Annotated in this window: 23 protein-coding genes and 1 other RNA gene; 4 read left to right on the forward strand and 20 right to left on the reverse strand. The window is 34.0% G+C overall.

Annotated elements, in window-relative coordinates; genetic code table 11:
* Position 1: 1 nt before the first annotated feature.
* From BM238_RS12350 to BM238_RS12385, 8 genes are all read right to left on the reverse strand, one after another.
* A complete protein-coding gene (locus tag BM238_RS12350) occupies positions 2-1,255 on the reverse strand; it encodes a pyridoxal phosphate-dependent aminotransferase (RefSeq protein ID WP_090081679.1) in 1,254 nt (417 codons plus the stop codon).
* 47 nt (positions 1,256-1,302) lie between these two features.
* Complete coding sequence (locus BM238_RS12355) at positions 1,303-3,015, reverse strand: phospho-sugar mutase (protein ID WP_090081682.1); 1,713 nt, start codon at positions 3,013-3,015, stop codon at positions 1,303-1,305.
* 130 nt (positions 3,016-3,145) lie between these two features.
* Positions 3,146-3,847 carry a GIN domain-containing protein gene (locus BM238_RS12360; protein WP_090081684.1) on the reverse strand — a complete coding sequence of 234 codons (702 nt, stop codon included), beginning with the start codon at positions 3,845-3,847 and terminating at the stop codon, positions 3,146-3,148.
* Between the two features lie 38 nt (positions 3,848-3,885).
* On the reverse strand, positions 3,886-4,287 hold the full coding sequence (locus BM238_RS12365; RefSeq protein WP_090081687.1) for a DUF5684 domain-containing protein: 402 nt from the start codon (positions 4,285-4,287) through the stop codon (positions 3,886-3,888).
* Positions 4,288-4,289: 2 nt separating this feature from the next.
* Positions 4,290-5,240 carry a glycosyltransferase family 2 protein gene (locus tag BM238_RS12370; protein ID WP_090081689.1) on the reverse strand — a complete coding sequence of 317 codons (951 nt, stop codon included), beginning with the start codon at positions 5,238-5,240 and terminating at the stop codon, positions 4,290-4,292.
* A 13-nt stretch (positions 5,241-5,253) separates the two neighbouring features.
* Positions 5,254-5,676 carry a type II toxin-antitoxin system VapC family toxin gene (locus BM238_RS12375; RefSeq protein WP_090081692.1) on the reverse strand — a complete coding sequence of 141 codons (423 nt, stop codon included), beginning with the start codon at positions 5,674-5,676 and terminating at the stop codon, positions 5,254-5,256.
* 2 nt (positions 5,677-5,678) lie between these two features.
* Entirely contained in the window at positions 5,679-5,969 is a 291-nt protein-coding gene (locus BM238_RS12380; RefSeq protein ID WP_090081695.1) for a DUF6364 family protein, read from the reverse strand.
* A gap of 46 nt (positions 5,970-6,015) precedes the next feature.
* The gene (locus BM238_RS12385) at positions 6,016-6,594 is read right to left on the reverse strand and encodes a DUF4199 domain-containing protein (protein ID WP_090081697.1); all 579 of its coding nucleotides are present in this window, start codon (positions 6,592-6,594) and stop codon (positions 6,016-6,018) included.
* A 46-nt stretch (positions 6,595-6,640) separates the two neighbouring features.
* Between BM238_RS12385 and ffs the strand changes: the two genes are divergently transcribed.
* An RNA gene (gene ffs / locus BM238_RS12390) (signal recognition particle sRNA small type) lies at positions 6,641-6,738 on the forward strand.
* A gap of 43 nt (positions 6,739-6,781) precedes the next feature.
* Here the strand turns inward: ffs and BM238_RS12395 are convergent.
* The 4 genes from BM238_RS12395 to BM238_RS12410 all read right to left on the reverse strand — a co-directional run bounded on the left by BM238_RS12395 (position 6,782) and on the right by BM238_RS12410 (position 10,049).
* Positions 6,782-7,462: a metal-dependent hydrolase gene (locus tag BM238_RS12395; protein WP_090081700.1), complete on the reverse strand. Its 681-nt coding sequence runs from the start codon at positions 7,460-7,462 to the stop codon at positions 6,782-6,784.
* Positions 7,463-7,475: 13 nt separating this feature from the next.
* Positions 7,476-8,189, reverse strand: a complete 714-nt coding sequence (locus BM238_RS12400) for a phytanoyl-CoA dioxygenase family protein (protein WP_090081703.1) — start codon at positions 8,187-8,189, stop codon at positions 7,476-7,478.
* 2 nt (positions 8,190-8,191) lie between these two features.
* Positions 8,192-9,115 (reverse strand): 1,4-dihydroxy-2-naphthoate octaprenyltransferase, encoded by a 924-nt coding sequence (gene menA / locus BM238_RS12405; protein ID WP_090081704.1) that lies wholly within the window; start codon positions 9,113-9,115, stop codon positions 8,192-8,194.
* A gap of 85 nt (positions 9,116-9,200) precedes the next feature.
* Positions 9,201-10,049 carry a 1,4-dihydroxy-2-naphthoyl-CoA synthase gene (locus tag BM238_RS12410; RefSeq protein WP_262490324.1) on the reverse strand — a complete coding sequence of 283 codons (849 nt, stop codon included), beginning with the start codon at positions 10,047-10,049 and terminating at the stop codon, positions 9,201-9,203.
* Positions 10,050-10,200: 151 nt separating this feature from the next.
* On the opposite strand from BM238_RS12410, the gene BM238_RS12415 reads away from it, so the two are divergent.
* Positions 10,201-10,572 carry a potassium channel family protein gene (locus tag BM238_RS12415; protein WP_090081711.1) on the forward strand — a complete coding sequence of 124 codons (372 nt, stop codon included), beginning with the start codon at positions 10,201-10,203 and terminating at the stop codon, positions 10,570-10,572.
* 2 nt (positions 10,573-10,574) lie between these two features.
* On the opposite strand, the gene hutH is transcribed toward BM238_RS12415, so the two are convergent.
* Positions 10,575-12,062, reverse strand: a complete 1,488-nt coding sequence (gene hutH / locus BM238_RS12420; RefSeq protein ID WP_090081714.1) for a histidine ammonia-lyase — start codon at positions 12,060-12,062, stop codon at positions 10,575-10,577.
* A 137-nt stretch (positions 12,063-12,199) separates the two neighbouring features.
* Here hutH and BM238_RS12425 point away from each other — a divergent pair, with 137 nt between their 5' ends.
* Entirely contained in the window at positions 12,200-12,553 is a 354-nt protein-coding gene (locus BM238_RS12425) for a hypothetical protein (protein ID WP_090081718.1), read from the forward strand.
* Positions 12,554-12,826: 273 nt separating this feature from the next.
* Positions 12,827-14,122: a tyrosine--tRNA ligase gene (tyrS, locus tag BM238_RS12430; RefSeq protein WP_090081722.1), complete on the forward strand. Its 1,296-nt coding sequence runs from the start codon at positions 12,827-12,829 to the stop codon at positions 14,120-14,122.
* A 99-nt stretch (positions 14,123-14,221) separates the two neighbouring features.
* Here the strand turns inward: tyrS and BM238_RS12435 are convergent, their stop codons facing one another.
* The 7 genes from BM238_RS12435 to BM238_RS12465 form a co-directional block, all read right to left on the reverse strand.
* Positions 14,222-14,635 (reverse strand): cytochrome C, encoded by a 414-nt coding sequence (locus BM238_RS12435; RefSeq protein WP_090081727.1) that lies wholly within the window; start codon positions 14,633-14,635, stop codon positions 14,222-14,224.
* A 12-nt stretch (positions 14,636-14,647) separates the two neighbouring features.
* The gene (locus BM238_RS12440; protein ID WP_090081730.1) at positions 14,648-14,911 is read right to left on the reverse strand and encodes a hypothetical protein; all 264 of its coding nucleotides are present in this window, start codon (positions 14,909-14,911) and stop codon (positions 14,648-14,650) included.
* 7 nt (positions 14,912-14,918) lie between these two features.
* The gene (locus BM238_RS12445; protein WP_090081733.1) at positions 14,919-15,914 is read right to left on the reverse strand and encodes a cytochrome c; all 996 of its coding nucleotides are present in this window, start codon (positions 15,912-15,914) and stop codon (positions 14,919-14,921) included.
* A gap of 87 nt (positions 15,915-16,001) precedes the next feature.
* Positions 16,002-17,756: a cbb3-type cytochrome c oxidase subunit I gene (locus BM238_RS12450; RefSeq protein WP_090081737.1), complete on the reverse strand. Its 1,755-nt coding sequence runs from the start codon at positions 17,754-17,756 to the stop codon at positions 16,002-16,004.
* Between the two features lie 155 nt (positions 17,757-17,911).
* The gene (locus BM238_RS12455; protein ID WP_090081740.1) at positions 17,912-18,799 is read right to left on the reverse strand and encodes a DUF72 domain-containing protein; all 888 of its coding nucleotides are present in this window, start codon (positions 18,797-18,799) and stop codon (positions 17,912-17,914) included.
* An 85-nt stretch (positions 18,800-18,884) separates the two neighbouring features.
* Positions 18,885-19,484, reverse strand: coding sequence for a hypothetical protein (locus tag BM238_RS12460; protein WP_090081743.1), 600 nt, complete (start codon positions 19,482-19,484; stop codon positions 18,885-18,887).
* Positions 19,485-19,557: 73 nt separating this feature from the next.
* Complete coding sequence (locus tag BM238_RS12465) at positions 19,558-21,213, reverse strand: ribonucleoside-diphosphate reductase subunit alpha (RefSeq protein WP_090081746.1); 1,656 nt, start codon at positions 21,211-21,213, stop codon at positions 19,558-19,560.
* Between the last annotated feature and the right edge of the window lie 9 nt (positions 21,214-21,222).

The raw sequence follows: 21,222 nt of genomic DNA on the forward strand, positions 1-21,222 counted from the left end.
ACTATTTTAAGTTTTCCAAAGCAGATTTTAATCTTGGGAGCATCTCTTTTATTTCTTCAAGACTTAATCCGCCAACAGAAGCCCTAAACCAAGGTGTTTCAGTAGAATTTCCAAAAGCGGAAAAAGGCACGAGTGCGATTCCTGCCTCATTAATTAAATAGAAAACTAAATCTGTAGAATCATTTATTTTAGTTCCGTCTGGCTGATTTTTTCCAATAAAATTTAATTTAATGGTCAAATACAATGCGCCCATCGGAACAATACTGTCAACCGCAAAATTTTGATTTTTTAAATCCTGAATTCCTGCGTGTAAAACCTTTAAACTTTCTTCGATTTTACCTTTAAAATCATCCACAAATTCATCAACATTTTCTTTATTTTCAAAGAAAATTCCCGTTGCTTCCTGCTCAGGTTTTGGTGCCCAAGCACCAACGTGAGTTAATAAAGCAGTCATCTTTTTAATGATCAATTCCGGGCCAAAAGCCCAACCAACACGAACGCCGGTTGCTGCTAAACATTTAGAAATTCCATCAATAAAAACTGTATATTCAGCCATTTCGGGATACAAAGAAACTGGATTATAATGCGTTTCGCCAAAAGTAAGATTAGCATAAATCTGGTCGTACATTACGTAAAGCGGCTTTTCATCTTCACCACGGGATTTATTTTCTTCCAAAACCAACTCACAAATTTCCGCTAATTGATCTTTAGTAAACATCGTTCCTGTAGGATTTAGAGGCGAACAAAGCGCCAATAAAACCGCACCTTTTAAATGTGGTTTTAAATCTTTTGCGGTTGGTAAAAAATTATTTTCAGGTGTCGTTTCAACTTCAATCTTATCTGCAGAAGTTAAATAAGCGTAATGGTTATTATTCCAGGAAGGAACTGGATAAACCACTTTTTCACCTTTGTCAACTATTGTTTTAAAAAAAGCATAAATCAAAGGGCGGGAACCGCCTGCAACTAAAATTTCATCTGTAGAATAGTCTAAATTCCACCGATTTTTAATATCATTCGAAACCGATTTTCGTAGAGAAAGTAAACCGCTTGCTGGTGGATAATTGGTCAAATTATTGTCGTAAGCCTTAGAAATTTCTTCTTTTAAAAGTTGTGGAATGGGATAAATATTTGAGTTTAAATCACCAATAGTTAAGTTGGCAATTTTTGCACCTTGAGATTTTAGATCATTTACTTGATTTCCTATTTTTATAATTTCTGAACCTACTAAGTTTTCCGCGAGTTTTGATACTTTCATTTTTTTTGAAATAATAATATTTTAAAATTGATAGATAATTCTGATCTTTAAAGTTTCAGATCTTTCTTAATCAGTTCAATTTTTTCATCTAATGTTACTAATTTTGCTTTGAAATCTGCTTCCGATTCGATTTTATCTTTAACAGAGAAATAAAATTTAATTTTCGGTTCTGTTCCCGAAGGTCTGATGCAAATTTTAGAACCATCTTCCGTGTAATAAATCAACACATTAGATTTCGGAATTTCATCCATCACTTCTCTCCTGTTTTCCTGCAAATAAAGACAATTTTGTTCCTGGTAATCTTTAACTTCAGTCACTTTTGAACCTGCTAATTCTTTCTGTGGATTTTCTCTAAAATCAACCATCATTTGCTTAATTTCTTCTGCGCCGTCTCTTCCTTTTTTAGTAATCGAAGTCAAACTTTCAAAGTACAGTCCAAGGTCGCGGTAAATTTCAATTAAATATTGATACATTGTTTTGCCGTGCGCTTTGCAGAATGCTGCAATTTCACAAGCCAGCAAAATACTGCCACAAGAATCTTTATCACGAACGAAATCACCAGTCATAAAACCAAAACTTTCTTCGCCTCCACAAATAAATTTTTGTGTTCCTTCAGTATCGCGGATCATTTTTCCGATCCATTTAAAACCCGTCAAACCAGATTTACATTCTACACCAAAACGCTTTGCAATATCAAAGAAAATATCAGAAGTTACAATCGTAGAACCAATAAATTCATTTCCTTTCAATTTATCCCGACGTTTCCATTGGTCTAAAATATAGTAAGTTAAAATCGTATTACACTGATTTCCATTAAGAAGTTGCATTTCATTTTCTAAATTCCGCACTGCAATTCCTAATCTGTCACCATCTGGATCTGTTCCAATTACGATATCTGCATTAACGATTTTTGCTAAATCCATCGCCATTTGTAAAGCGGCTGGTTCTTCAGGATTTGGACTTTCGACCGTTGGGAAATTTCCACTTGGCACCATTTGTTCCTGAACCAGATCGATTTTCTTAAAACCTGCTTTTCTCAAGGCTTTCGGAACCGTAGCATAAGTAGTCCCGTGAATTGAAGTGAAAACGATATTTAAATTGTCTTTTCCAATATTTTGATAAGTTGAATTTTCGATACAAGCATCAATGTAAATATCATCTTGTTTTTCGCCAATCCATTCAATTAAATCATCATTTCCGTTAAATTTAATCTGGTCAAATTTTGTATTCTGGACTTCATTTATAATTGCTGAATCGTGAGGCGGAACGATTTGTGCGCCGTCATTCCAATAGACTTTATAGCCATTATATTCTGGCGGATTGTGTGATGCTGTTAAAACAATTCCCGCGTTGCAATCTTTTTCTCGAACCGTAAAAGACAATTCCGGCGTTGGCCTGCATTCTTTAAAAAGTAAAACTTTAATACCATTTGCCGTTAATACATCGGCGCACATTTTACCAAATTCTTTAGAATTATGACGAACATCGTAAGCAATTGCGACTTTAATTTCTTCGCCAGCAAATTGCTGAAGTAAATAATTTGCCAAACCTTGCGTGGCTTGTCCAAGTGTATATTTGTTCAATCTATTCGTTCCAACACCCATTACACCGCGCATTCCACCAGTTCCAAATTCTAAACTTTTATAAAAACTATCGTCAAGATCTGGAGATTTAGAATCAATTAATTTTTGTACTTGTTCCTGAGTTTCAGTATCGAAGGTATCATTTAGCCAAAGTTTTGCTTGTTCGGTGGATGTCATAGTCGTTTATTTTGTTTGATGTTGTTTGATGTTGTTTGATTTCAATCTAATTTGTTTAATGTCGTTCAAATTTGTTTAATAATATTAAAACTTTATAAAACAATTTGAAACTACATAAAACTTTGTAAAACTAATTAAGTTTTTTGTTTTCTACGGTTGCCGTTTTTTCTATTTTAAAAGCACTTATTGGCGAACCGTAATAAGTAAAAGACGCCGTATTTTTCACATCGCCGCTAATTTTATCTGACACACTTACTTCTGAATAATTTCCTTTATCAGAATTTATATTTAAATCATTCACATACCAATAAGGTGCAATTAAACTGGCTGTATCAGAAATCTTGATAAATGCATTTTCTGTTTTACCCAAAAGATTGGCACGCGATTTATCAATCATTTCCAAATCTAATTTTTTAGAGTTAACAGCACCAATAAATTTAGCATTATTTTTTATATTGAGTTTGAAATCCGGTGATTTTATTTCACCCGAAATATTAAATTCTACAGAATCTGCAAGTTTGACTTGGCTTAAATTATCTTTGGAATAAATGCTAATATTATAAAAATCAAGACCTTGCGTTTGGTGTTTTTCTTCAATATTTAAAATATTATCATCAACATTAATGTCAAGATTTTTAAAAAATTTTGGATTGGTTTCTACCGCAACAAAATTTTTCTGCGAATGAATATAAAAAACCCGAAATTTTCCCTTCAAATTTAATTGGTTAAAATCTGCAATTTTTATTTCGTGCGTTTCTATCGCGCCTTCTGGTTTCACCTTTGAGCAGGAAGAAATTGTGAAAATTGATAAGATTAAAAAAAGGTATTTCATAGTATTATTTACATTTTGAGACTAAAGTAACCACAAAATTACGTCCAAGATGTAGAATTTTGATCATCTGATATTAAATTAGGATTATATTTAGAATCTCCAAAGGCTAAAATGGGTTCAAAAATAAAATTAAGAAAAGTCAACAAAATTCCAAAAAGATCATCTTTCCCAAAACTTTTAGATAAACGAATATTTAATGTGATTGCTATGTAAAAATTATATATTGGAATTAATAATAAAAAAATCCACCAACTTGGTTTTTTAGTAATTTCAAGTAAAATAATAATATTGTAAATTGGAATTAAACTTTTCCAACCATCTTGACCTGCTTTTTCAAAAATTTTCCAACGACAAACTAATAAAAAAATGGTAAATAAAATTGCAGTTAATGCAAAAATCAATATAATAAAAATGTTTATATTTTGCTGATTATTTTCCATCGTTATAAAGTTTCCTCAACATAATAATTCTTATGATCGCGATTATTTCGGATCATCATTTCACCTAAAAAGCCTGCGATAAAAAGCAATGTTCCTAAAATCATCATCGTCAAAGCAATAAAAAACCATGGATTATTTGCTAAAAGATGACCGTAAATTCCGCGGGAAACATCAATTAATTTAGATAAACCTAGCCAAAATGCAGATAAAAAACCAAAAGCAAACATTATTGTTCCAACTGCCCCAAAAAAATGCATCGGTCTACCGCCAAAACGGCTCACAAACCAAAGTGTGACCAAATCTAAAAATCCCCGAACGAAACGTTCCGTTCCGAATTTTGAAGTGCCGTACGGTCTTGCCTGATGTTGAACTTCCTTTTCTGTGATTTTTCTAAAACCCGCATTCGCTGCCAAAACCGGAATATAACGGTGCATATCGCCATAAACGTCGATCGATTTCACGACTTGCTTTTTGTAGGCTTTTAGACCACAATTAAAATCATGAAGTTCGACGCCCGATAATTTTCTTGCGGCAGAATTAAATAACTTTGATGGTAGGTTTTTGGTCATCACATTATCAAACCGTTTCTTTTTCCAGCCGGAAACGATGTCGTAATTTTCTGAAATAATTTTATCGTAAAGTCCGGGAATTTCTTCCGGAAAATCCTGCAGATCAGCATCCATAGTAATAATCACATCGCCTTTCACTTTCTCAAAAGCCGCGTGCAAAGCCTGAGATTTGCCGTAATTTCTGGAAAATTTAATACCATGAATTTCAGGATATTGTAAGGAAAGATTCTGAATTATGGGCCATGACATATCTGTACTTCCATCGTCGATGAACCAAATTTCATAAGAAAGTTGACTATTTTCACAAACAGATTTTATACGGGAAAATAATTCTTCCAAAGATTCTTCCTCGTTTAAAAGTGGGATAACTATTGATAAATTCATTTATTGTAAATGATTATTTTTTATTTTTAATGTAATCTAATGCATTTTCTGGTGCGAAAACTTGTATCTCAGAAGTTGAAAAATCTTTCAAATTCCTGGTAACAATCGCATCTAAATTTTCAATTTTATGAGCACAAAAAATTTGAATAGCGTCTTCAAAATCTTTATGATGAGACTTTAGTGATTTTTTTAAAATTTCTTCATCAACGCTTATAATACTTATTAAATCTAACAATTTATATAAAGTTGTACGAATTTTTTCTTCACTAAAATTTTTTTTACCAAAATAATGACAAGTTGCAACAGCATGTGTAGAAGTGAAAAGCGAAATTTCTTTATTTTCAGCCAAATCAAATATTTCATTTGCGGCTTCGTCAAAAGGAATTCTTTCTAATAAAAAATCAAGAATAACATTAGTATCGAGAAAAAAAACCATACTTATTTGTATTTATTTTCAAGATAATCTCTTCTAAAATTATCCAATTCTTCATCTGTGAAATTCTTAGGCATTTTTAAACTTCCCGCTAATTCATTAACCAGAGATTTTTTTGGAATTTTATCTAATAGATTTTTCATTTGTGGCGATAGTTCTTCTTTATCTTCGACTTTTCCTAAATTTTCCAAATATTTTTGCACCATTTCCGAAAGACTTCTTTGCGTTCCTTTTGCATAGATTTTTGCCTTTTCTATGATGTCTTTCTCTATTGTTAAAGTTAATTTCGTTGTCATTACGTGTAATTTTGCCAAAGATACGTATTAAATTAAAACCGTCAAATTATTTCGCACTTCTACTTCTAAAAAAAGCACCTATGAATAAAGAAAAAATTAAGTCATAAATTAAAATTGCAGCGAAATACAACATGAAAAATCTTGCAGTGAACATATCTTTATCTTTAACTCTTTCAGGTGCAAAACTTTGCAAACGTTCCTGATATTTTTGTTCGAGATCTGCAATGTCTTCTTTTTTCGCCAGGATTTTCTTTGATTTTGAATATTCTTCATCCAATTGCGCTTTTTGGGTAGAAACATATTGGTAATTAAGGAGATCTTTCGCCGGTGTATTTAAATAATTTAAAAAAATAAATATAGATAATATGGATAAAAAACCGCCTATAAACATTGGCAAAAATGCATTTTTAAAAGCCAGACTAAAATTTATTGTATTTTCTTTTTTCCAGATATTTCTTACTGAGAAAAATGCGACTAAAGCATAAACTATTGGCATTACAAATGAATTTGCCATCATCGTATTGTCAAAATAATGAAGATCACCGAAGAAATAATAGACAAGGAAAAAAATTATCATGGTGATAATGAATAACATAAGTCCTTTCTGAATGATATTTAATCTCATTTTTACTTTTTATTTTCAAATTTTATTAAAATTTGTATATTTGCACCGGCAAGTCCTACACAACCAGCTCCCGAAAATCCTCCAGGGTGGGAACGCAGCAAAGGTAATTGGTTGTAGCGGTGTGATGTAGATCGCTTGCCATTTTTTTATTTTAAAATTTGAGAATGTTTATTCTCTTTTTTTTGCTTTAAACTGTAAATTCCTCGCCTACCTCAGGCAAAATTAATTCGACATTTCTATCGCTAAATAAGTTTTTCGCCACATGATGATCGATCTCAATTGGTGGAAAAGTATCGAAATGACAACCGATCACTTTCGGGCATTTTAATAATTCTGCAGCAGCAAAACTCGCTTGTTTTGCATCCATTGTGTAATGACCGCCAACTGGTAAAATTGATAAACTAATTTCGCCAAATAATTTTGGGAAAAGCGCCATATCTGGAATCACGCCGGTATCTCCTGCTAAATAAATATTTTTCTCAGGTGATCTTAAAACGTAACCGGAAGGTTCTCCACCATAACTTCCATCCGGGAAAGAACTTGTGTGAGACGCCGGAACCATTGAAATTTTTAAATCTGAAATTTCTGCAGAACCACCGAAATTAAGATCAATGTTATTTTTTGCTTTAAAATAGCCGCAAATTTCTGGCTGACCGATAACTGTTGCCTCTGGATAATGCTTCAAAACCTCTGCAACGTCTGCAATATGGTCTCCATGCGCATGAGTAATTAAGATATAATCGATTTTTTGTGCAGAAATATCAAAGCCCGATTTGTCTTTTGAGAAATTATAAAATGGATCTGCAAGTATTGTTTTTCCTTCATAAGTAAAAAGGAAACAGTTTTGTCCTAAGAATTTTATTTTCATTTTAAATTAATTTTTAATTAATTTTTTCGCTCCAATTTATTCCGAAAGGCAAATTTTTATTTGCCATTTCTATATGTATAACTCTTCTCCTTTTTCCGTTAGTCGTTTTGCTTGAAGCGTGCAAAGTAAGAGGTTTCATTAACATTATTCCTCCTTTTTTCAAGTCACAACATTTCTCTACATTAACATCTATTTTTTCACACTTAACAATACCTTTTCTGAACGATTCAGGAATTATTCTGAGAGCACCATTTTCAGAAGATGTGTCATCCAAATGAATTCTAAAAGTCACAATATTTTCTAAAAATTCGATTGGTGGTTGAACTGAAAATTGATTTTGCTTGGTTGTGAAATTTTTAAAGCCATCTATTTCCTTTTTTTTATCAACTGAAATGGTCAAATCTTGATGATACGAAACAAACCAGTTAGATTTTTCGGGTTTATCAAAATAAATAGATTTTACAATAAAATAATCTTCGGCCGCAAATTCTTTAATAATTTTTTTAAAATTTTCATTAAAAATCAATGGCAAGATTTCTGGCAGTTCTTTATGAAACTGTCTAATTGCAAATAAATCTTCTGTTTTGCGGAAAGTTTCTTTCTGAAGATTTTGAGTTTGCAAATCTTCAATCATATCAACTATAGAATTAATTTCTTCGTTGGAATACACATTTTCTATAATTCGATAGCCAAATTTTTCAAAAAAATCTCTGTTAGAATTTTCCATTTTTAATTGAAAAAATTTAAGCCAATTGCTACTAAAACACTCATCATAAAAGTAATAATCCCGACTTGCTTTAAAAACTGATCAAGTTCCTGCGGTTCTTTAACTTCCATTATTTTTCTTCTGATCGCCATTAACGGCAACATCAAAATGAAGAATATGAAAGCATAATAGTGTCCGGATTCATGTAATTTATTGTAAAGCATAAAGGCGAGCATAATTATCAAAGGCAACTGCAATAAAATAACTTCGTAAACCATTGCCTTTTTAAATCCTAATTTTAAAGCAAAAGTATGTTTTCCGGTTAAAGCATCACTTTCAATATCACGCATGTTGTTTAAATTTAAAACTGCTGTGCTAAAAAGTCCAATAGCAGTTGCGGGCAATAAAATATCCCAGGAAAATGATTTTGTAAAAAGAAAATAACTCCCGCAAACGGAAACCAATCCGAAAAACACGAATACAAAAATATCACCTAAACCCATGTAGCCATAAGGTTTTTTTCCAATAGTATAGCCTACTGCCGCTAAAATACAGGCAATTCCTAAACCTATAAAAGTGTAAAAAGCGTTAATATAATCTGGTAAAAAAGCCACATATAAAAGTATAATTGTTGCAATCAAAGATAAAATTGCTAGAACAATTGTCCCGTTTTTCATTTGATTTGCCGTAATATGTCCCGCTGCAACGGCTCTTGCTTCACCTTTTCTGTTTAAATCTGTCCCGCGGATTCCATCGCCATAATCATTGGCAAAATTTGAAAGAATTTGATATAAAAGGGTAACTAAAATCGCCAAAGCAAAAATTTTCCAATCCCAAGTTTTTCCATCTAAATTTAGGCGCCATTTTGCGATAAAAGAACCGAGGACAATTCCGCTCATCGAAAGGGGCAATGTGCGCAAACGTGCGGCTTTAATCCAATATTTCATATTTATTAGTTGTCAGTCGACAGTTGTTGGTTGTCGGGAATAATTCTAAAACTATCAACTGACAACCAACAACTACCAACTAAATTTAAGATATCCAGTTATTTTCCCCGAAATCAGGTTTTCTTTTTTCTAAAAACGCGTTTCTACCTTCTTTTGCTTCATCTGTCATGTACGCCAAACGCGTTGCTTCACCTGCAAAAACCTGTTGGCCGACCATTCCGTCGTCCGTTAAATTCATGGCAAATTTTAGCATTCTGATAGACATTGGCGATTTTCCTAAAATTTCCTGCGCCCATTCATAAGCCGTGTCTTCCAATTCTGCATGTGGAATTACAGCATTTACCATTCCCATATCTGCGGCTTCCTGCGCCGTATAATTTCGTCCTAAAAAGAAAATTTCTCTCGCTTTTTTTTGCCCGACCATTTTTGCCAGATAAGCTGAACCATAACCACCATCAAAACTGGTTACATCTGCATCAGTTTGTTTGAAAATCGCGTGTTCTTTACTGGCCAAAGTCAAATCGCAAACTACATGAAGTGAATGTCCGCCGCCAACTGCCCAACCTGGAACAACCGCGATCACCACTTTTGGCATAAAACGAATTAATCTTTGAACTTCCAAAATATTTAATCTATGACGTCCGTCTTCGCCAACGTAACCTTTTTCACCGCGTGCATTTTGATCGCCGCCGCTGCAAAAAGCCCAGCCGCCGTCTTTTTTGCTCGGACCTTCGCCAGTTAGTAAAACGACGCCAATAGAAGAATCTTCTGAAACGTGGTAAAAAGCATCATATAATTCTGAAGTGGTTTTTGGGCGAAAAGCGTTGCGAACTTCCGGTCTGTTTATGGCAATTCTTGCGACGCCACCACATTTTTTATAGGTAATATCTTCGTATTCTTTTACGGTTTTCCAGTCTATCATGCTTGAAAAAATTTTGCTGTAAAGATAGTGTTTCACACAAAAAGGTAAAAGTAAAAATGAGAAAGTTTAAGCCTGCTCAGATTAAGCTTTTTTTATTTTTTACAAAACAATTTAGCAGAACTAAAATGCTACTTTTACATCATTAATATTTAAAAAAATTAGAATGATAATCGCGACCGCCAAAACATTTATAAGTAAAAAAAGTTACCGCTATTTAATCTATACGACATTCTTCATTTTAATATTGGGCGTCTTTGGATTTAGGTTTTTAGAACACTGGCGATGGATCGACTGTGTGAATTATGCCGTTTCTACTATGGTGACGACCGGAAATGCAGGAGTTTTACCTAAAAGTGACGCGGGCAAAATTTTCAATATCTTTTATATGTTTACAAGTGTGGTATTAATTTTACTTTTTGTCAATACTGTGACGCAGCATATTCGAGATCTTAAACAAAGCCAACTTGTAAAAAATGAAAGACATCAACGAATAGTAAAAAAACACATGGAAGAATCTGTTGATACTAAAAATTAATTTTAATTTACAGTAAATTTTCTTTCTTTTATTAAATCTGAAATCGCTAAAATATCTTCGCCTATTAATCGATCGTTTGTTAATTTTGACACTTTTGTTCTGATTAAATCATAAGCATCTTCCACAAATTTCGCGCATTTTGCAGGTCTTCGAAATTCTAAACCTTGCGCGCCAAACATCAATTCTACGGCTAAAATATTTTCTAAATTTCCTAAAACCTGGTTAAATTTCCGTCCTGAAATACTTCCCATCGAAACATGATCTTCCTGTCCCAAACTCGTTGGAATCGAATCTGCGGAAGCCGGAAAACACAAGGATTTGTTTTCAGAAACCAAAGCCGCAGTTGTGTATTGTGGAATCATAAAACCGGAATTCAAGCCGCTGCTTTCTATTAATAATTTTGGCAAACCATATTTTCCTTCTAACAATAAATAACTTCTTCGGTCCGAAATATTTCCTAATTCTGCCGCCGCCAAAGTTGCGTAATCTAAAGGCATTGCTAAAAGTTGACCATGGAAATTTCCACCGGAAATGGCTTCTTCATCGGAAATTACAATTGGATTATCTGTAACAGAATTAAGTTCTGTTTCTGCTAAATTTTTTAAATGTTCGAACGCATTTCTACTTGCGCCATGAACTTGTGGTACGCAACGCATTGAATATGGATCTTGTACACGATCGCAAAATTCGTGGGCATGAAGATTTTCAGAGTTTTTTAGAAATTTTCGCATTCTTGCAGCGACTTTTTTACTGCCTTCAAATGGGCGGATTTCGTGCAATTCTTTTTTGTACGGACTTGCAGAACCGCGGTAGGCTTCTAAACTCATCGCTGCCGTTAAATCTGCTAAATCCAATAAATATTCGAACTTTTGTAAACCTAAAATGGAATGCGCTAAGATAAATTGCGTTCCATTGATTAAACCTAAACCTTCTTTTGATCCTAAAATTAAAGGTTCAATATTGTACTTTTCTAAAACTTCTTTTGTCGGAACCGGAAAATCATTTTTCCAGACTTTTCCCAAGCCTAAAAGTGGCAAAACCATGTGCGCCAAAGGTGCTAAATCTCCGGATGCGCCGACAGAACCTTGCTCAGGAATTACAGGAATAATGTCTTTTTCGACCATTAAAATTAAACGTTCTACTAATTCTAAGGAAACCCCCGAAAAACCTTTTGAAAGTGCATGAATTTTCGCGACCATCATTATTTTTGAGAGTTTTTTTGAGATCGGTTTTCCAACACCGACGGCGTGAGAAATAATTAAATTATGTTGTAATTGTTCAGTTTCTTCTTCTGAAATTTTGGTGTCGCACAAAGGTCCAAAACCTGTATTTATACCGTAAACCGTTTTATCTGAAGCAATTATTTTTTTTACATTTTGTTGCGAATCTGTAATTTGCTTTTTTGCTTTTGCGTTTAATTTTGCAATTTTTGGTCTTTCAATAATGTTTAAAAGGTCTTCAATTGTAAAATGGTCAATGCCATAATTCATGATGGTAATTTTTTTTAAAAGTACGGAATATTATAATTTTAAAAACTGTTGCTCTTATTAGAATTTAAATGTTTTCAAATCAATACTAATTTAGGAATAAAATTTTATCTTTGAAATATGCGGGAAAAGTTAAGAAGATGAAAAAAAATAATCGGGACTTATTTATGATTGTATTTATTATTTTGATAATGATTATTTACAAATTTATTTCTCCTTCTAAAAGTGAAAATTCTTACTTAGATCAATTACGAAAAAAAGATATTAAATCAACTATTTACAAGAAAACTATAGACTTTGAAAACCATGGAATTCCTTACATTATTTATAACAAAAAAGATAGTATAATAATTTATAGAGAATGGGAAAATAAAATACAAGTAAATGATTCAATTATAAAACCTAAAGGATCTTTAAAATTAATTATAAAAAATTTAAATAACGTTAAACGATTTGATTATGAAAATCAAGATTTGAAATTACCTAATCCATAAATAAAATTAGAACTTAAACTATCAGTTTCCACAAAGAACTTTCCTTATTTTTTAATTTCATAAACTTATTATAAAACAAATTGCAGCCCGACTTGAGTGGAAATCCTTTTTTTGCATTTGAAAAAAAGATTGGGAACGGAAGGCGGAAATGTCTGCCCAAATAAAATAGTAAATAGACATTCGACAAAGTCAAATGTCTGCCCAAATCAAGAATTTTACAACTTTTAAAACTCTGATTATTTTCCTTAATTTTGCGACTTAAAATTACGAACGATGAACGCTTTTATTGAGGAACTAAAATGGCGCGGACTTTACGCCGATATGATGCCCGGAACCGATAAACAACTGGATAAGGAAATGACGACAGGCTATATTGGGTTTGATCCGACGGCGGATTCTCTGCATATTGGAAGTTTGATCCAGATCAAAATTTTGGCGCATTTTCAGCAGCATGGTCATAAGCCAATTGCTTTGGTAGGCGGCGCAACGGGAATGATCGGCGATCCGAGTGGAAAATCTAACGAGAGAAATTTGCTAGATGAAGCGACTTTGAACCATTATGTTTCCTGTCTTAAAAAACAATTGTCGCAGTTTCTAAATTTTGAGGGAAATGAGGCGAATAAAGCGGAATTGGTGAACAATTTTGACTGGATGAAAAGTATTTCTTTCCTGGATTTTGTGCGTGATATCGGGAAAAATCTGACCGTGAATTACATGATGGCGAAGGAATCTGTGAAGAAAAGACTGACAGGCGAAAATGGCGCGGAAGGGATGAGTTTCACGGAATTTACTTACCAATTATTACAGGGTTTTGATTTCCTGCATTTGTATCAAAATAATAATGTGAAACTCCAGATGGGCGGAACTGACCAATGGGGAAATATCACGACCGGCACGGAATTGATCCGAAGAAAAGTGCAAGGTGAAGCATTTGCTTTGACAACAACTTTGATCACTAAATCTGACGGGTCGAAATTTGGGAAAAGTGAAGCGGGTGAAAATTACTGGCTGGATGCGAAGAAAACTTCGCCTTATAAATTTTATCAGTTTTGGGTGAATTCTACGGATGAAGATGCGAAACGTTTTATTAAATTTTATACTTTCTTGTCGGAAGAAACGATAAATGATTTAATTAAATCTCATGAAGAAGCGCCACACGAAAGATTGTTGCAAAAAACTTTAGCGGAAGAAATTACGGTTTGGGTTCACGGAAAAGAAGAATTTGAAAAAGCGGTTAAAGCGTCAAATATTTTGTTTGGGAAATCGACTGCGGAAGATCTAGTAAATTTAGATGAAGCAACTTTTCTTGAAATTTTTAGCGGCGTTCCGCAAAAAGAAATTTCTAAAAGTGAGATTTTAGAAGGAAATATTGTTGATTTATTGTCTGAGCAAAGTGGATTTTTAAAATCTAAAGGTGAAGCAAGACGTGAATTTGCGGGAAATGCGATTTCATTAAATAAAGAAAAGATTAACGAAAATATTCAAATTACGGAAAAAGATTTTGTGGATGGAAAGTTTTTATTGCTTCAAAAAGGGAAGAAGAATTATTTTATTGTGAAAGGGATTTAGACTTGAGATTTTTAGATTTTAGATTTTAGATTTTAGATTTTATACAGAAAAGCAGATTTCAAACTGAAATCTGCTTTTTTATATTTTGATAAAATTTATTTAAAAAATCCCGTTAGAATATTCAGTTATTAAATAATAAGCTGACCACGCTAAAATGATCATGATCATCACCCAAACCCACACAGGAACTGTTTGTGGCGTTTCACTACCTTCAATTACGAAACTTTTAGGCAAACCTTTGTCATAAGCATTGATCATTAAAGGCAAACTTCCTTCTACAATATCGTTTTCACTTAGACCTTCCACACTAATCGTTGGTCCGTTTTTAACCTGAAAATTAATTAAGCGAATACCTTCACGACCAGTCATAGATTTGCTGACAATTTTTAAAATATGTTCGCCATCCGGAATTTTATTGGTGTCAAAATTAAAAACAATAGGCGTCTCAAGTTCTGCTATTGGTTGCTTTTCATCATCTAAAAAGAGAAAAACTTTGCTGTGATCTTTAGTCATTTTCTTTAAAATTTAATCCTGCAAAATGGAATATTTAATATGATTGCTCTTTTTTTCGCCTGGTTTTGCTAAATATTTTACAGAGAAAATTAAAGTATAAATGATGATCGCTGTCACCACTGCGACAATGACCCAATCCAAATTCCCCTGCGGACCTGCGCCATGCGTATAACTTCTGGTAACGGGCGGTTGAGCCAGTTTACAGGCTTCGCAAGCCCAACTAAAATTAATGATCAGTAAAAAAATCAGAGTCAATTTTTGTTTTAAATTTTTCATTTTTCTCTTATTTAATTTTATCGTAGGCTGCTTTCACGTCTTCCAAACTTACCGGTTTTGCTTTATTTCCCCAGGCTCCCCTTTCATAATTCATTATTGCATGTACGATTTCGGGTGTGAAGTTTGCCGTTGTACCAACCGCAGGCATTGGCCCATAGCCCGGTCTGCCGTTGTAACCTTTCATCATAATTGTGACAAACATTTCTATATCATCACCTATTACGACCGGACTTCCTTTTAAAGGCGGAAATGCTCCCGGTAAACCTTCGCCAGTTGCCTGGTGACAAGACGCGCAGTGCGTCGTATAAAGTTCCTCGCCGTTTGGTCCACCTGCAACAGCGCCCGCTGCTCCATTTTCTTTTTTAAAATCCTGTTTATAAATAAATTCAACAGGTGCTGTTCCTTTTGGTAAAGGGGTTTGTTTTAAAGATAATAAATAGGCTATAAGCTGCTGAGCCTTTTTGGTAGCAACAATGTATTTTGATTTGTGCTTTTTATATTCGTCAGGCACTTTTACTTCAAGATCACCTTTTTGCAAAAAATCTTTCTCCTCGAAAAGCCATTGAAATGCCGGCATTATGGATTGTTTCACCAATGCTCGCGGCTGATAAAGATGGACATAATGCCAATCTGTACTTGGTTGACGTTCGCCAATTGAAGTAAGGTCCGGTCCGGTGCGTTCCGTTCCCATTAAAGTGGCTGTATTCTGCCAAACATTTAATCTTTTGTTACCCGCATAATCTGCAGATATGCTAGGTCTTGAGCCATAAACTTTGTCCATATCCGCCTCGCGAACCTGCTGCGTATGACAGGCAACACAACCATTCTCAATATAAATTAATTTTCCAGCTGCCGCATCTTTACTTAAAGGTTTGGCGTCCGGAAGCGGCTGATAAATATCCTGATTTGTAAGTGCCGGAAGAATACAAACATTTAAAGTTAAAAAAGCGAAAAATAATAATGCCGTCCAAAAAAGCAGTTTATGATTACTGTACATTTTCATAAGTAGATTTTAATTGTTTTAAATAGTCTTGCGGTTTCTCTACTTTTCTTATTTATGTTAAATCCTGTCAAAAAAGATTTCATAGTATTAATTTTTTGTAGTATTAAATTCCTGATTGGTCATCATTTTTTTTGCATTTAAAATCTCTGCAGGCGACTTTGGAATCAAAATTCTTGGTTTTCGGTTGATCATTGTATAAAAATTGTAGGCAAAAACAAGATGCGAAATCCACATCATCGTACCACCGATCGCGCGCCAAAGCCAAAAAGGCGCCATTAAAGTTAATCCTTCCACAAAAGGTTTTCCTGCCATCCACAACATTCCTTTTTCTGTTGCACCAATCATTAATGAAACTGTGTAAAACATTAACCCAACTAAAGCCAGCCAAAAATGAATTCCGACCCAAACTTTTTTTGGTTCTCTACCCGTTAATCTAGGAACTAACGTATAAATAAAGCCCCAAAGCATAAACGTAATGATTCCATACATCGTTAAATGCGAGTGCGCAACCGTAAAATCAGTAAAATGCCAGATCAAATTTGTGAACCGAAATGCTTCAACGGTTCCCTGCATTGAGCCGGTAAAATAAAATATAATTCCTATTAAATAAAATGGTAAAGTATAACTGGTTCTCAATTTATACCACGCACCATTAAAGGTTAAAAGAAAATTAGTCGTTCCGGAAACAACAGGAATGATCATCCCAACACTACAAACGATCGCTACAGTTTGCAACCACCAGGGAATCGCACTAAAAATAAAATGGTGACTTCCTAAAGCCGTGTAAAATAATATCTGTGTCCAAAAAGCTAAAATCCCTAAGCTGTAAGAGTAGATTGGTTTATTTAATTGTTGCGGAAGAAAATAGTACATTAAGCCTAAAACCAAAAACATAAACCACATTCCTACGCCCTGGTGCATATAATATCCTTGTGTTATAGTTTCGCCCAGACCATTTTGCCAAAAAGGAAGATAACCAGTCAATGAAATAACGATCACGTACATCATTGCCGAAACTATATACCAGTTTGAAACATAGATCTCGTGAGTGGTACGGCTCGCGATAGTTTTCAAAAAATTATAAAGTGAAAGCGCAATACCAACTGCAAAAAGTAACATTACCGGCCAAATATATTCCCGATATTCACCGCCGGAATTATTAATGCCCGCCATCAGAGAAATACTACCCAGCGCAACTGCAGAATTCATAAACCACAAAGAATAATATCCAATTTTTAGGCTAAAAATTCGCACATTACTTACGCGCGGGATCACATAGTAAGCCAAACCAACCATCGCGGTAGATGCCCAACCCCAAAAAACCATATTGGTATGAACGGGTCTTAATCTGCCAAAACTCAACCAGCTTTGATGATCAACGTCCGGTGCAACGAATTTTATACCTAAATATTCTCCAACTGATGTCGCAATAATTAGCCAGGCGACGGCACTTCCAATAAAATAAATGATGAGTTTAGATAAATGTTTGGAAACATATTGTTGCGATTGAAAACTTTGTTTCTCCGGAATAACGCGGATATTTTCTATCGTATTAATGTTGGAAATAATTCCCGTTTTGTCCGAAACAGGTAAATCTCCGGAAAGGATATTTCCCGGCAATTTGTAATCCAGTTCGTCCTGTCTTTTTTTAAAATTTTCCAGCTCATCCGGTGTAAGATTTCCAAGATTTTTTGTAAAATCTGAAAGTTCTTTTCTTCTTTTTAAATTTAAATAAGAATTATAAAGCTTTACAACACCAATAATTAAAGCGACAATTATAGGTAAAAGAATAAGCAGTAATGTGATCTGGATGCCAGATTCTCCAAATAGACCGTTGTTCATAAAAGTGAAAAATTAAAGCCTGCGAAGGTTTTGTTAATAAAATATAACAATTTGGTTGTCACACCCTCTTAAATTTATCTTAAAAACAAGGATGTAATTCTCTAACGAAATTAAAGATTTATTGCGAGAAAAAAATATTTTTTTGCCTTAAATATTTAAAAAAGTATATGATTTTCATCCGCCATTTTTGGAATATGAAGTTCAGTTCCAATTTCTTTGTTTAATTTTTCAACAAAGTAAGCAGAAAGTAGCGGCGAAGCTTTCTCAATATTCTGATGCACAAAGAAATAAAAATTTTCCAAACCTTCTTTTTTCCAGATTTTTACCCGTTCGATCCAGTCGTCCAAACGCTGATAATCACTGTCATCATTTGCGCCAACATATCTTATAAAAGCAGTTTTCGTCGTTAATCTCATATGCAGAATATCGCGTCTTCCGGCTGTATCTACAATAATATTGGTGACGTTATTTTCCTCGAAAACTTCACAGATTTGGTTAAAAATTTCTTCGTCTGCAAACCATTCTTCATTTCTTAATTCTATCGCGAGTGGTACTTCCTTTGGCCAGTCGTTTACAAATTTCTCAAGCCTGTCATAATCTTTTGGTTTAAAATTATCATGAAGTTGCAAAAAAACCATTCCCAGTTTTTCATCAAAATTTAAAACCGATGTTGCAAAATTTGTAACAACGTCCGTGATATTCAATAATCTTCGGTAATGAGAAACTGTATTTGGAATTTTTGGGAAAAATTTAAAATCTTTCGGTGTTTTGTCTTTCCAGGTTAAAACCCGATCCGGCGTTGGCAAACTGTAAAAAGTAGCATTTAATTCAATGGAATTAAACTGCGTAGAATAATAACTCAATTCATCTTTTGTCCCTTTCGGGTAAAATCCTTTCAGATCTATTTTGTTCCATTTTGCGCAACCCACAAAAGCCTGAAATTTTTTGGACTTCTTTTCCTTTAAAATTTCCCTCGTTCTTAGATGATCTTTTGGCAGCGTAAAATCAATTTCCGAAGGATTTGGGACTTGTCCGAATTTCATTTTTTTAGGTTTTAGGTGTTAGAAATTAGGTTTTGGTTTTAACAAAGATAAAGAACGAATCAAAATCTACTTATTCTTAATTTTTCTATTTGAAGGCAATGTTAAAAACCCATTCCCATTTATGTTCACCTCTAAATAAGACGAAATTTCCGTCTGGCGATATTACGATTGCAGAATCGCAGGGATAATGAAAATTAAAAAATATTTCTTCTATTATCTTAGCTTTATCATAAATCCATTCAAACTTTTGAAGTCTATTTGTTAAGCCTTTTTCATCAGCATAAACGAGGAATAATGGTGAGTTTATTTTTTCAAATTTTTTAATATATTCTTTTAAATCAGAAAAAACATATTCATTTTGATCTGAATTTTTATTACAATCATCAATTCCCTGATAATAATTTATTGTAAATTTTTTGTTGAAATTTTGTTGAAGATTAAAAAAGTCTTTAATTTTTTTTAATTGAACTTCATCTAATTTTCCTTCTGCGATTCTCTGAACTCTGATGTTGTAAGTTATAGAATCTTGATTATCAGACCAAGAATAAAACATTTTATCATTGTTGCGCAGAAATTCTTTTTTACTTATTTCACTAAAATTATCATCAACATAAACTTCCTTTTTCTGTGCATTTAGTTTTAAACCGAACAACAAAGTAAAAAATAAGAAACTAATTTTTTCCATAATAATCAAAGATAAAAAAAACCGCAGAAAAATTCTACGGTTTACCTTATACTTTTGCCTTTTTATTTCAATGTTACGCCTCACACGCACTACAACTTACAAAATTCACCATCATTTCCTTAGAAACTGACGAACTTCTTTGGTAATACAAGGTTTTCACGCCTTTTTTCCAGGCTTCGATGTAAAGATAATTGACATCTTTTATCGGCATCGTTGCAGGAATATTTAAATTCAAACTTTGCGCCTGATCGATGTATTGCTGTCTTTGTGCTGCTTGAGAAATCACTTCCATCGGCGAGATTTCTTTAAAGGTTTTAAAAACCAATTTTTCTTCCTCCGTCAATTCATTCAAATGCTGTACAGAACCGTGGTTCAACATAATTGCACGCCACGTTTCTTCATTATCCAGACCTTTTTCCTGAAGTAATTTTGCCAGATATTTATTCTTACGCATAAAATTACCTTTCGCCAAACCGGCTTTATAGTAATTCGATGCAAAAGGCTCAATTCCCGGAGAAGTTTGTCCTAAAATTGCCGAACTTGAAGTCGTTGGTGCAATCGCCATTACCGTCGTATTACGCATTCCGTAACCTTTTAAGATTTCCGGTTCGCCGTAGATATTTGCTAATTCTCTGCTTGCAATATCGGCTTCAGAACGGATATGTTTGAAGGCTCTTGCGTTAAATTGTGTCGCTTCAAAACTCTCAAACGGAATGTTATTTTTCTGCAGATAAGAATGGTAACCCAAAACGCCCAAACCTAAAGCACGGTGACGCAAAGCAAAAGTCCGCGCACCATTTAAGTAATAATTCCCTTCCGTTTTTTCAATAAATTCTGATAAAACTGCGTCTAAGAAATAGATCGCCAATTGTACCGCGTTTGTGTCTTTCCATTCATCATATAATTCCAGATTCATGGAAGACAAACAGCAGATAAAAGATTCTTTTTCCGTGGAAGGCAACATAATTTCCGAGCAAAGATTACTCGCGTTCACCATTAAACCTAAGTCTTTATAAACCTGCGGTTTATTTCTGTTCACATTATCGGTGAATAAAATATACGGCAAACCTTTCTGTTGGCGACTTTCCAGCACGCGCGCCCAGATTTTTCTTTTCTCTGTATCGCCTTCTATCATGTCGTTCATCCAATAATCCGGCACACAAATTCCGGTAAAAAGGTTCTGAATCGGACTTCCAATATCTTTTATCGACAAAAATTCTTCAATATCGCCGTGGTCAATATCCAGATACGCCGCAAAAGCACCTCTGCGAACGCCACCTTGAGAAACCACATCCATCGCAGTGTCATATAATTTCATAAAAGAAACCGCGCCGGAAGATTTTCCGTTGTCAGTAACTGCAGTTCCACGATTTCTCAATTCGCCAAAATAGCCCGAAGTTCCGCCGCCAATTTTGGTCTGCATGATTACTTCGCCCAATTTATGCGTAATTCCTTCAATATTATCCGGAACATGAACATTAAAACACGAGATCGGCAAACCGCGTTCAGTTCCCATATTGGCCCAAACCGGTGAAGAAAAACTGATCCAGCCTTTTCTGATCATCTCTTCGAAAGCCGGTTGCAATTCCGGTTTGTAAAGTCTTTTTGCCGCTGCGCCCGTAATTCTTAAAATTGCGCCGTCCACCGTTTCGCCTTTCAGCAGATAACCGCGGTTCAGCATTTGCTCAGACTCTTCGTTCAGCCACCAGATTTCTTTTTTTTCTTCCATTTTCTTTAT

Source organism: Halpernia frigidisoli, from assembly GCF_900113805.1.
GTDB lineage: Bacteria > Bacteroidota > Bacteroidia > Flavobacteriales > Weeksellaceae > Halpernia > Halpernia frigidisoli.